A 12,318-nucleotide genomic window follows, 5' to 3' on the forward strand; every position below is an offset into this window, starting at 1 on the left:
GTTTTTCAGAAAAAGTGTGATTGATAGCTGGTTAAGCGCCAATTGTTGACTTTTGCCCTTTGACGCCTGACCTTTGACGAAATTTCCTGAACGGGCCGACCACCAATGACTGACCGACCGACGACGCAAACGATTCAATACGAATACAAACCCGGCCATTTTCAGGCGTCGGAACCGAATAAACACAATGTGGAGACGCTCGGAGCCGGCGAGATGATCCTCAACATGGGCCCGCAGCACCCGTCGACCCACGGCGTCCTGCGGCTGGAAGTGGTGACCGACGGCGAATTTATCGTCGATGTAGTGCCGCACCTCGGTTACCTCCACCGCTGTTTCGAGAAACATGCCGAATCGCTGCCCTACAACCAGACCATTCCGTTTGTGGACCGGCTCGACTACCTGACGGCCATGTCCTCGGAGCACGTCTACGTCATGGGCGTCGAAAAAATGCTGGGCATTCAGAACGATATTCCGAAGCGCATTGAATACATCCGCGTGCTGGTTTCGGAGCTGAACCGCATGGCGGCGCATTTCGTGGCCATTGGCACCTACGCGCTGGACATCGGGGCTTACACGCCCTTCCTGTGGTACATGCGCGACCGCGAACACCTCCAGCGCCTGCTCGAATGGGCCAGCGGCTCGCGGATGTTGTACAATTACATCTGGATCGGCGGGCTGTATTACGACCTGCCCGTGGGCTTTGAAGAACGCTGCGCCGAGTTCCTGCGCTACCTGAAACCGAAGCTGCTCGAATTGCAGCAACTGGTGATGGAAAACAAGATTTTCGTCCAGCGGACGGCCAATGTCGGCGTGCTGCCGCTGCCGGTGGCGATTGATTACGGCTGTACGGGGCCGATGCTCCGCGGCTCGGGCCTGGCCTACGACCTCCGGCGGGTGGACGGCTATTCGGTTTACCCCGAACTCGATTTCGATATTCCGATTGGTGAAGGACTCGTGGGCACCGTGGGAGACTGCTGGGACCGTAACTACGTCCGCGTCCGCGAGTGCTGGGAATCGCTCCGCATCGCCGAGCAGTGCCTTGAACGCCTGACCACCGACCTGAAACGGACCCGAGATTTTGACCCGCAGGCGATTGTTCCCAAGAAAATCCGTCCGAAAGCGCAGGAAATGTACGTGCGTGGCGAGACATCGAAGGGTGAACTGGGCTTCTTCTTCCGCGCCGACGGCCGTTCGGACGTGCCTTTCCGCTGCCACTGCCGCTCGGGCTGTTATCATAACCTGTCGGTCATGAGCGAAATTGCCAAAGGCTCGATGATTGCGGACCTCGTCGCCATCATGGGGTCGATTGATGTGGTGATGGGCGAGGTGGACCGTTAGCCTTTCAGCATCCATACAATCCACTCATCCTTATCCCCCACTCTGGAGGATGAGAGTAGCGCTTTACCAGACTAATTTTGGAAATAAATCAAATCCGAAACGATGGGGAAGCGCTACTTTATTCTTTTTTTCTGCCTGTTAACCAGCTCCGTAATCGCCCAGACAGCGGCTTATCGCGGGAAAATTACGGGGCAAATCAGCGATAACAACCAGAAAGTCGTCGAATTTGCGACCGTGACCCTGCACCGGGCGGCTGATTCGACCTTAGTGAAAGGTGCTTTGTCAGACGAGCGGGGACTTTTTGAATTTGAAGAAGTCGGCGAAGGCCGGTACTATGTGCAGGTCTCGCAGGTCGGCTACCAGCGCTTCCGGACGCCGCTTTTCCAACTCAATGCCGCCAACCCAACCATCAGACTCACCAACATCCAGGTACAGGAAGAAACCCGAACGCTGAACGAGGTCAACGTCCGGACCGCGAAGCCGTTCGTCGAGCGGCAACTGGACAAGATCATCGTCAACGTCGAGAACAGCATCGTGAGTGCGGGGGCGGCGGCGATGGACGTGCTGGAACGGGCACCGGGCATCCGGGTCGATCAGGACGGCCGCATCAGTCTGAAGGGCAAACAGGGCGTCATCATCATGATCGACGGCAAACCCTCTCAGCTCGCTGCCTCGGACCTCGACAACTACCTCCGCAGCCTGCCGTCCAACGCCATTGATAAAATCGAAATCATTACGAACCCTTCGGCCCGCTACGATGCCGCCGGAAACGCCGGCATCATCAACATCCGGATGAAAAAAGACCAGCGGCTGGGTATGAACGGCAACCTGACGGCCAGCTACGGCAGCGGTCGGTATGGCAAGGCCAACGCGGGTTTCAGCCTCAATTACCGGAACAAAAAGTGGAATTACTTCGGCAACTACAATTACTCGTACCGGAAAGCCTTTACACATCTAATCATCAACCGGCGGTATTTCACCGGCAACGAGGTAGCCGAACGGCAGGTGCTGGACAACTACCTCAAGTTTCCGTTCAAAACGCACACGGTTCGGGCGGGTATGGACTTTTTTGCGACGAAAAAAACGACCGTCGGCCTGCTGCTGAACGGCGTTTCGAACGCGTTTACCCCGAACGGCTTTAACGAAACCTTCCGGTATGCTCCGACCGGCGCGCTCCGCGACCGCTACACGACGCAGAACAACTCCAGTGACCTGTGGCAGAACGGTTCCGTTAACCTCAATTTCAAGCATACCTTTGATAGTACGGGGAACGGAGGTTCAGGACGCGAACTGACCGCCGACCTCGACTACGTCCGTTACCAGAGCAGCACCGACCAGCTTTTTACGACGAATCTGTACAACATAACCACAAACGCCCTGCTGGCCCGCGAACTGCTGATTGGCGATCTGGGCGGCCATATCAACATCCGCTCGCTGAAGGCCGATTACGTTAACCCGCTGAAAAACAAGGGCCGCCTGGAAGCCGGGTTCAAGCTCAGCTATGTGACGACCGATAACGATGTCCGTTTCTACGACCGCCTCGACAACCGCGACGTGCTGAACACCAACATGTCCAACCATTTTGTCTACGAAGAAAACATCAACGCGGCGTACCTCAATTTCAACCGGCCGGTCGGCAAGCTGACGATGCAGTTCGGGCTGCGGGGCGAACAGACGCTGGCCAAAGGGCGGCAGCTAACCACTGGGCAGACCTTCGACCGGAATTATTTCCAGTTGTTCCCAAGTCTGGCCGTGACGCAGAAATTGACCAAAAACCACGAACTGAATTACACCCTCAGCCGCCGCATCGACCGGCCGAGTTACCGGCAGCTGAACCCGTTCCGGTTCTTCATCAACCGCACGACGTATTCGGAGGGCAACCCGTACCTGCTCCCGCAGCTGACGTACGCGGCCGAAGTATCGCATACGTACAAGCAGCGGTTCACCACCACGGTGTCGTACAGTCGGACCACCAACAACATTACAAACGTATTGCTGCGGCAGACGGGCAATTTCGGCGGCTCCCGCGATACGCTCGTGACCTTCCAGACCGACCGCAACATCGCGAATTTTGAGTACCTCGGCCTGACGGTGAGCGCCCCGGCCCAACTCACCAAATGGTGGAACACGAACGCCAACCTGACAGCCTATTACGGTAAATACACCGGCAATCTTGGCAACACCAACATCCGCAACGCCCTGCCGACCTTCAACCTCAATGTCACCAATTCGTTTACGCTCCCCAAAGGGCTGACGGCCGAACTGACGGGCTTCTATCAGGCCAAAGAAGTGTACGGCATCATGACAATTCAGCGGCTGGGCAGCGTCTCGGCGGGTTTGCAGGCTCCGGTTCTGCAGCGCAAGGGCACATTGCGCCTAAACGTAAGCGACGTTTTCCTGACCAGCATTGTCAACGGCGCGTCGGCGGCGGCGGGCGTGGATGAGAAATTCTGGCAGCGCCGTGATTCACGCGTGGGTACGCTGGCCTTTACGTACCGCTTTGGCAAAGGCACGGTCGCCCCGGCGCGTCGGCGCAGCACCGGCTCGGAATCGGAGCAGCGTCGGGTGCAGATGGGAAGCTGATCTTCAGGCTAACCGATCAAACAGCGGGCGCGGCGGGGAAACCAGTCGCGCCTTATTGCTGCGGCAGATTCCGGTAATACTGGTCAATTTTCTTCCGGTGGGCCACGAACCGGTACAGGCCAACGGTCAAAAACAGGCCCGACAGGATAAGCAGTCCGTAGCCCAGGGTTGTCAGCGGCGCCAGCACTTCCAGACGGAGGATGGAGAGGCCGGAGGTCAGCAGGAAGATGCTCGTCCGAAGATACGCCAGTAAAGTGCGCTCGTTCGCCAGATGTGTTCGTTCAAGGGCGAGGTGGTCGCGAAGAATCAGGTCGTCAGGCATTGGGGATAACAGGGGATTACCCGGTAAACCGCTCCCCGGCGGGTTTGTTTTTCGCTTACCTTTGCGGTTTGTTATCGGACATTCTATGCTGAAAATACAACCCCGCCGCTACCCGCTGCTTCTGGCTTTTCTTGGTATTCTTTTCTATATCCCGTTTCTGGGAGCCGTTCACCTTTTCGACTGGGACGAAATCAACTTCGCCGAATCGGCGCGGGAGATGCTTGTGACGGGCAACTACACCCGGGTTCAGATCAACTTCCAGCCGTTCTGGGAAAAACCGCCCCTGTTTTTCTGGATGCAGGCGCTTTGCATGAAGATCTTCGGCGTGGGCGAATTTGCCGCCCGGCTGCCGAACGCACTGATTGGTATCGTTACGTTGCAGGTGCTTTATTCGTTCGGCCGAAAACTCGTCAATGAGCGCTTCGGACTCATCTGGGCACTGGCCTACTTTGCCTCCCTGACGCCGCATCTGTATTTCAAAACCGGCATCATCGACCCGACATTCAACCTGTTCATCTTTATAGGAACGTGGCAAATGGCTGGGGCCGTGGCCGCTTACGGCACTTCGGCGGCGACCCGGCGGGCGGCTTTTTCCGGCCTGTTCATCGGGCTGGCGGTCCTGACCAAAGGTCCGGTCGGCGGTCTGCTGCTCGGCCTCACGTTCCTGATTTACTGGGGTCTTCAGCGATTCCGACCGATTCTGAGTTTCAAAAACGGCCTCCTTTTCGTCGGCTGTGCCTTGCTGGTGGCTTCGCTCTGGTTCGGACTGGAGGTGGCCAAAAACGGCTTCTGGTTTCTCGAAGAATTCATCACGTACCAAATCCGGCTGTTCTCGACGCCCGATGCCGGGCACGCGCAGCCGTTTTATTACCATTTCGTCGTCGTACTGCTGGGTTGTTTTCCGATGTCCCTTTTTGCCATCAAAGGACTGGCAAAACCGACCGAAGCCTCGCCGCTGGATTTTCGCCGCTGGATGGTGATCCTGTTCTGGGTAGTGATGATTCTGTTTTCTATCGTGAAAACGAAAATAGTGCACTATTCGTCGATGGCCTGGTTTCCGGTGTCGTTTCTGGCGGCTTCGGTGATTTACGGCTATCTCGAAGGCAAGGTAAAGTGGAACCGCGGGCTGACGGCCGGGCTGGCTTCCATCGGTATTCTGCTGGCGATTCTGCTGACGGCACTGCCCATTGTCGGCATGAACGCCAACGCGCTGATTCCGTACGTGAAAGACCGTTTCGCTGCCGCCAACCTCACCGCCCCGGTGGAGTGGATGGGCTGGGAATGGATGATCGGGGCGCTTTTCGGCCTAGCAATTGTCTGGTCGCTGGTGCAGCACGCCCGAAAGCCCGCCAAAGCCTTGCTGACGATGGCCTTTGCCGTTCCCGTCATGCTGTGGCTGCTGCTTCCGCTGGTGGTGCCCAACATCGAACGCTACGTGCAGGGAGCGGTCATCGACTTCTACGAAGCCCGGCAGGGGCAGGATATTTACATGGAACCAATTGGCTACAAGAGCTACGCCCACCTGTTCTATTTCCGCAAACAGCCGCCCCAAAATCCCAAAAGCTACGACGAATCCTGGCTCGTCAACGGCCCCGTCGACAAACCCGCCTACTTCGTCACCCGCAATATCAACGCCGACGACTACCGCTACAATCCGAACCTGGAAGTCATCGGGGAGGAAGCTGGTTGGGTGTTCTTCCGGCGGAAACCGGGATTTAAAGAATGATTGAATTTTGAATGATTGATAGGTTGATTAGGGCTTCGCTATCGAGGAACATACTGGCGAAGCCATCAACCTATCAGTCATTCAAAATTCAATCATTCAGCATTTGCAAAAACGCGGCCGCTTCCATCAGCCACGCCACGCCGAGGTGGACGATGATGCCGCCCCAGACGCTGCGGGTTTTCAACGCAAAAACGCCCAGGATGTAGCCGCCGATGACGGAGCTGATTGTCTCGCCGGGCGGCTTGCCGAAGTGAATAAAGGCGTAGGTCACGACCATCGGCAGCACGGCTCCGCGGCCCAGAATGTGCGTCATGCCGATGACCAGAAAGCCCCGGAACAGCAGTTCCGTCGGGATGAAGTCCCAGCCGTAGGCCAGTTCAAAGCCCAGCGCCGTGACCCACTCCGGCACGGCCAAAAATTCGTTGGCATTCGTGTCGCGGTAAGACGGGTAGCTTTGCAGGAACGAAGGCTGGAAAGACGCAATCGCCACCAGCGGCAGCATGAGGAGCAGGAGCCAGCCGTAGAGCCGCAGACCGCTCCATTTGGGCTTTAAGCCGTAAAAATCACTGTCCGGCTGCGGCACAAAACGGTAAAAGAGAATCAGCGGCAGCAGCACCGTCAGCAGGGAATGCAGGTTACTCAGGAGGTAGAAGGCATAGGTGTAAATTTCTCCGCCGAACAACTGGCTGCTCCAGCGCTCGTATTCGTAAAATCCCGCGTAAATCGAAAAAATCCCGAGCCCAAACAGGCTGAATAGCCAGAAATCGCGTTGCCGCAGAATGTCTTTCCGGCGGTTAAAATGCGTCCAGAAAAAGGCCGTCGGGTAGTAGGCGCAGGCGTACAGCAGGAAATACAGACCCATGCGCTTCAACGGCTCGGAACGGTACGCGTCGATCACGCTGTCCTCCAGGTCCACGTAATAGTTGACGCTGATGGCCAGCGCCAGAAAAAGCAAAACGAGTCCGTACAGGTCCGGGCGAAAGTCGGCCCGCCAGTGGTCACGGACGAAGCGGATCAGTTGTTTCATGCGGGGCGAAGATGGCGCAAAGCCGCGGGCGAATCAAGGCATCTGCGGACGTAGCGGGTCCAGTCGCGGTTGAATCGTTTAAAATGGGGGCTGTACCGACGATGGCCCGTTTTCAAAAAAGCCTTTCCGGTCCGGATGCGCCGGACGCCAGCCCGATTTATCGTAAAAACCCTTACTTTACCGGCTCCATCTTACACCGTACTCCTATGTCCTCGTTTCAGAATCAGGTTGCCTTGATCACCGGTGCCGGTGCCGGAATCGGCCGGGCCACGGCGCTGGCCTTTGCCGCGGAAGGTGCGCGCGTCGTGGTTTCGGACGTCAACGAAGCCGGCGGGGCCGAAACCGTTTCGCAGATCGAAGCCGCAGGTGGCGAAGCCGTTTTTGTGCGCTGTAACGTCGCCCGTCCGGAAGAGGTCGAAGCGGCCGTCCGGCAAACTGTCGAAACCTTTGGCCGCCTCGATATCGGCATCAACAATGCGGGCATCGGCGGCGATTTCGCCCGGCTGCACGAACAGTCGCCCGACGCCTGGAACCAGATGCTGGCCGTTAACCTCAGCGGCGTTTTCTACTGCATGCAGTCCGAGATCCGGCAGATGCTGGCGCAGGGCGGCGGCAAGATTGTCAACATTTCGTCCATTGCCGGAATACGCGGCATGCCGATGGGTGGACCCTACAGCGCGGCCAAGCACGGCGTGATCGGCCTGACCAAAACGGCGGCGCTCGAATACGCCCGTAAAAACATCCGCGTCAACGCCGTTTGCCCGGTGTATACCCACTCGGCGATGGTCGACGGGCTGATCGCCGTAGCGCCGGGCATGGAAGAACGCATGCGGAAAATGATTCCGATCGGGCGACTCGGCCAGCCGGAAGAAATCGCCCAGGCCATTCTGTGGCTTTGTGCCGACGAAAACGCCTTCTGCACCGGACAGGCCATTCAGATGGACGGCGGGCTGATGGCGGGCTGATTTATTTCCCGCCGATTGGCGGGGATTAAAAGCAGATTTTCGAAGAATTGTCGGACCGTCCGCGTTCTTCTGCGGAAAAATCTGCGTCGCAACGGCGAACCGTAAATCTGCGAGAACTTTTACCGAAACCCAATTCATCATGGAAGACCTTTTTGCCACCGAACGTACCCGCGAACTGCTCCCCCGTATCCGTGACTTTGTGCAGAACGAACTTTACCCCCTTGAGACAACCGAAAACCTGACCCATCACTTTTCCCATGTAGAACCCATCCTCCAGCAAAAGCGGCAATTGGTCAAAAAAGCGGGCCTCTGGGGACTGCACCTGCCCGAAGAAGATGGTGGCCTGAACCTGACGCTCTGCGAATTCGGCCAGATCAGTGAGGTGCTGGCGAGTTCGCCGTTCGGGCATTTCGTGTTCAACACACAGGCTCCGGATATCGGCAATACGGAACTGATGCACAAATACGCCCCCGGACACCTGAAGGACCGGTACCTGAAGCCGCTGATGGAAGGCGACATCCGTTCCTGCTTCAGCATGACCGAGCCGGAGTTTGCGGGTTCCAATCCCGTCCGGATGGGCACAACCGCCGAAAAAGACGGCGACGCCTACGTCATCAACGGACACAAATGGTTCACGTCCTCGGCCGATGGAGCGGCGTTTGCCATTGTCATGGCCGTGACCAATCCGGAGGCCGCGCCGCACAAGCGGGCCAGCCAGATTCTGGTGCCGATGGACACGCCGGGCGTGACGCTGGTGCGCAATATCCCGATTATGGGCCATACGGGCGATAGCTGGGCGAGCCATGCCGAAATGCGCTACGAGAATGTCCGGGTGCCGCTGGCCAACCTCATCGGCCCCGAGGGCGGCGGATTTCTGCTGGCCCAGGAGCGCCTCGGACCGGGCCGTATCCACCACTGCATGCGGTTTATCGGCATTGCCGAACGCAGTTTTGACCTGATGTGTCGTTACGCCGTCAGCCGCGAACTGGACGAAGGCCGGGCGCTGGGCGAAATGCAGTTCATCCAGGGCTTCATCGCCGAAAGCCGGGCCGAAATCGACGCCGCGCGGCTGCTGGTCCTGCGAACGGCCAAACACATCGACGAGCGGGGAGCGGCGGCCGTTCGGGACGAAATTTCGATGATTAAGTTCTCGACCGCCAACATGATGCTGCGGGTCATCGACCGGGCCATCCAGACCCACGGGGCCTTGGGCATGACCAACGACGTGCTGCTCTCCTACTGGTACGCCCATGAACGCGCCGCCCGGATCTACGACGGAGCCGACGAAGTGCACAAATCCGCCCTGGCGCGGAGCATTCTGAAAGGATACGGGCTGGATGTGCGGAAAAAATAGTACAGCGGCGCGGCGCAGGTCACCGGGCCGGAACGGGTTAAATCCACGTAACTCGGAAAGAAATCGTTAAACGCATTCTAAAAGAGAAGGCTATCCGTATTTTTGCTCGTTCACTGGAGAACAAACCGGCAGGATGCTCGTACCTGGAACCGACCTAAGTGTATTGACAGATATTGAAGATGTTTTTTGAAAAGATTAAATCGGCAGAATCCGGCGTGCTGCTTTACGGTATCACCCCACCCAAAGTAACTACAGAGGCAGACCGGGTAGCGGAGATTGCCCAAAAAACCGTTGAGCGACTGGCTACACTGGACATCGACGCCTTAGTGGTGTATGATGTGCAGGACGAATCGGCCCGGACCTCAGAAGAAAGACCCTTTCCGTTTATCAATGCGCTCGACCCGCTGGATTTTGCCGCCAATTATCTGGAGGCGTTATCCATTCCCAAAATCATCTATCGCCCTGCCGGGAAATTTTCGCCCGATGAGTTGGCTGAGTGGCTGGAAGCACTTCATGCCCACCGCTTTTACCCCGTTTTCGTCGGTGTTCCAGCACCGGATTTTCCGGTAAAGACGAGTCTGCCCGAAGCGTATAGAATCTGGAGCAAACACCGGGACACATCGGTGATTGGCGCAATAACCATCCCGGAAAGGCATTATGTCCTGAAGGATGAAGAAGTCCGGATGCTGGATAAAATGAGCTGCGGGGTATCGTACTTCATTTCTCAATGTGTCTTTAACCTCGACTATGCCCGGCAGGTGATCGACGATCTGGCGCTTCGCTGTGCCCAGCAGCAGGTGCCTCCTCCAACCCTTATTTTTACGCTGACGGCCTGTGGCTCCGTAAAAACGCTCCACTTCATGGAGTGGCTGGGAATTCATGTTCCTGACGAATTAAAAGAAGAGCTGAAGGTGTCGGAAAACATTCTTGACAAATCGGTACAACTCTGTCTGAACATTGCCTCAGCCCTGATCGACGTTTGCCTGGAACGCGCCATTCCGTTTGGTTTCAATATTGAAAGTGTAGCGATCCGAAAAGCCGAAATCGAAGCCTCCGTCGAAATGGCCCGTGCCATCGGACAGATGCTGAAAGAAAAAGGCGTCAGAAAGACTAACGCCGAAAAGATGGCAACGAATTAGCGGCTTCTGCACAAAGAGTCCATACGCCCATGCTCCTCCTTTTCATCGGAATCTATCTGCTTTCCAACATTGCCGTCGGGGCCTGGGCGGCCCGGCGGGTGACCAATACGCAGGACTTTGTGCTGGCGGGGCGGAGTCTGCCGCTGGTGCTGGCCGCTTCGGCGACGTTTGCGACCTGGTTCGGCTCGGAGACCATCATGGGCGCTCCGGCGACGTTTGTCGAAAATGGCGTTCTGGGCATCATTGAAGAGCCCTTCGGCTCCGCGCTCTGCCTGTTTCTGGTGGGCGCGTTTTACGCCCGGCCCCTGTACCGGCTCGGCATCACCACTTTCTGCGATTATTTCCGGCTGCGGTTCGGGCGGTCGGCGGAGCTGATTTCGGCCCTGCTGATTATTCCGTCGTATTTTAGCTGGATTGCGGCGCAGTTTATCGCCATCGGCATCGTGATGAACGTCGTGACGGGGCTGCCGATTTTCTGGTGCGTTTCGTCGAGCGCCCTGATTGTGATGATTTACACCATTCTGGGCGGCATGTGGTCCATCTCGGTCACCGATTTTTTCCACAACATCATCATAGTTATTGCCCTCGTAATCATTGCCGTGATGCTGTACGGGCAATTGGGCAGTCTGGAGGCTCTGACCAGTAAGGTACGGCCCGGCTTTTTTCAGTTCTTCCCCAATCTTACGCTCAAACACAGCCTGGAATGGGTGGCGGCCTGGATGACCATCGGCCTCGGCTCCATTCCGCAGCAGGATATTTTTCAGCGCGTGATGGCGGCCAAGGACGAGCCGACGACGGTGCGGGCGTCCTACCTGGCGTCCTTTCTGTACCTGACGGTGGCGATGCTGCCACTGTTCATCGGCCTCAGCGGACGGATTCTGTACCCGAACCTGAACATCGACAACCAGATGCTCATTCCGAACATGGTTCTCCAGCACGGCGGACTGCCGCTGCAAATCCTGTTTTTCGGCGCGCTGACGTCGGCGATCCTGAGCGTTTCGAGCGGGGCAATTCTGGCTCCGGCCACGGTTTTCGGCGAAAATATCTACAAATTCTTCCGCCCGGAGGTAACCGACGCGGCGCTGCTGCGCACCATCCGGCTGGCGGTGGTGGTCATTACGCTGATCAGCGTCTGGATGTCGACGCAGCGGGATGTGAGCATTTTTGAACTGGTGAGCGAGTCGTCGGCCTTCAGTCTGGTTTCGCTGTTTGTGCCGCTGACGGCGGGGCTGTACTGGAAACGGGCCACCAACGCGGGCTGTCTGCTGTCGATGCTGGCCGGTATCGGGGTCTGGCTCTTGTGCCTGAAGCTGGAAACGGACTACCCGCCGATGCTGTACGGGCTGCTGGCGAGTGTCGGCGGGATGGTAGCAGGGAGTGTGGTCAGAAAAACCGCTGGTCAATTTTCCCCACATATTCCAGATTGACCTGCCCGAGCAGCCACCGCTGAATCTGCCGCCCGACGTTGGGGTACATGTTCAGGGCATCCAGTTCTTCCAGGGGCTTCCAGAGGACGGCCAAAGCCGAGGTATGTTCGGGATTGAGCCGGGGCAGGCCGCCGATGAGCTGCCCGACGAACACCAGGTGCAGCATGTCTTCCTTTTCTTCCGGAGAAATCACCTCCCCCGCAAAGGCGACGGGGCCGATTTCGACTTCCACGCCCAGTTCTTCCTGAAGCTCGCGGATGAGGGTCATGTCCAGCGTTTCGCCTTTATCCGGATTCCCGCCGGGCAGCGCGTAAACGTCGTTGCCGCCGTAGCGGTAGTGCATCAGCAGCACGTGGTTGTTTTCAATCAGCAGAATCGCGGGGCGGACTTTCATAAAGCGAAGTTACGCAACGTAGAGACGCAAAATCCTGCGTCTC

10 protein-coding genes are annotated in these 12,318 nt (G+C 57.3%); 7 read left to right on the top strand and 3 right to left on the bottom strand.

Going from position 1 to position 12,318, the window contains the following annotated elements:
• The first annotated feature begins 105 nt into the window (after window positions 1–105).
• Together ORG26_RS10975 and ORG26_RS10980 are read left to right on the top strand one after the other, a co-directional pair.
• Window positions 106–1,338: an NADH-quinone oxidoreductase subunit D gene (locus tag ORG26_RS10975; protein ID WP_266369114.1), complete on the top strand. Its 1,233-nt coding sequence runs from the start codon at window positions 106–108 to the stop codon at window positions 1,336–1,338.
• A 102-nt stretch (window positions 1,339–1,440) separates the two neighbouring features.
• Window positions 1,441–3,921, top strand: a complete 2,481-nt coding sequence (locus tag ORG26_RS10980; protein WP_266369115.1) for an outer membrane beta-barrel protein — start codon at window positions 1,441–1,443, stop codon at window positions 3,919–3,921.
• 52 nt (window positions 3,922–3,973) lie between these two features.
• Here the strand turns inward: ORG26_RS10980 and ORG26_RS10985 are convergent, their stop codons facing one another.
• Complete coding sequence (locus tag ORG26_RS10985) at window positions 3,974–4,243, bottom strand: DUF202 domain-containing protein (RefSeq protein ID WP_266369117.1); 270 nt, start codon at window positions 4,241–4,243, stop codon at window positions 3,974–3,976.
• A gap of 85 nt (window positions 4,244–4,328) precedes the next feature.
• On the opposite strand from ORG26_RS10985, the gene ORG26_RS10990 reads away from it, so the two are divergent.
• The gene (locus tag ORG26_RS10990) at window positions 4,329–5,969 is read left to right on the top strand and encodes an ArnT family glycosyltransferase (RefSeq protein ID WP_266369119.1); all 1,641 of its coding nucleotides are present in this window, start codon (window positions 4,329–4,331) and stop codon (window positions 5,967–5,969) included.
• 88 nt (window positions 5,970–6,057) lie between these two features.
• On the opposite strand, the gene ORG26_RS10995 is transcribed toward ORG26_RS10990, so the two are convergent.
• Entirely contained in the window at window positions 6,058–6,996 is a 939-nt protein-coding gene (locus ORG26_RS10995) for a CPBP family intramembrane glutamic endopeptidase (RefSeq protein ID WP_266369121.1), read from the bottom strand.
• A 206-nt stretch (window positions 6,997–7,202) separates the two neighbouring features.
• On the opposite strand from ORG26_RS10995, the gene ORG26_RS11000 reads away from it, so the two are divergent.
• The 4 genes from ORG26_RS11000 (at window position 7,203) to ORG26_RS11015 (ending at window position 11,881) form a co-directional block, all read left to right on the top strand.
• Complete coding sequence (locus tag ORG26_RS11000) at window positions 7,203–7,961, top strand: SDR family NAD(P)-dependent oxidoreductase (RefSeq protein WP_266369123.1); 759 nt, start codon at window positions 7,203–7,205, stop codon at window positions 7,959–7,961.
• Between the two features lie 139 nt (window positions 7,962–8,100).
• Window positions 8,101–9,315 (top strand): acyl-CoA dehydrogenase family protein, encoded by a 1,215-nt coding sequence (locus tag ORG26_RS11005; protein ID WP_266369125.1) that lies wholly within the window; start codon window positions 8,101–8,103, stop codon window positions 9,313–9,315.
• Window positions 9,316–9,494: 179 nt separating this feature from the next.
• Entirely contained in the window at window positions 9,495–10,454 is a 960-nt protein-coding gene (locus tag ORG26_RS11010; protein WP_266369126.1) for a methylenetetrahydrofolate reductase, read from the top strand.
• A 29-nt stretch (window positions 10,455–10,483) separates the two neighbouring features.
• The gene (locus ORG26_RS11015; protein ID WP_266369127.1) at window positions 10,484–11,881 is read left to right on the top strand and encodes a high affinity choline transporter 1; all 1,398 of its coding nucleotides are present in this window, start codon (window positions 10,484–10,486) and stop codon (window positions 11,879–11,881) included.
• On the opposite strand, the gene ORG26_RS11020 is transcribed toward ORG26_RS11015, so the two are convergent.
• Window positions 11,838–12,275: an NUDIX domain-containing protein gene (locus ORG26_RS11020; protein ID WP_266369128.1), complete on the bottom strand. Its 438-nt coding sequence runs from the start codon at window positions 12,273–12,275 to the stop codon at window positions 11,838–11,840. The genes ORG26_RS11015 and ORG26_RS11020 overlap by 44 nt on opposite strands.
• Between the last annotated feature and the right edge of the window lie 43 nt (window positions 12,276–12,318).

This window comes from Tellurirhabdus rosea (genome assembly GCF_026278345.1).
Taxonomy (GTDB): domain Bacteria; phylum Bacteroidota; class Bacteroidia; order Cytophagales; family Spirosomataceae; genus Tellurirhabdus; species Tellurirhabdus rosea.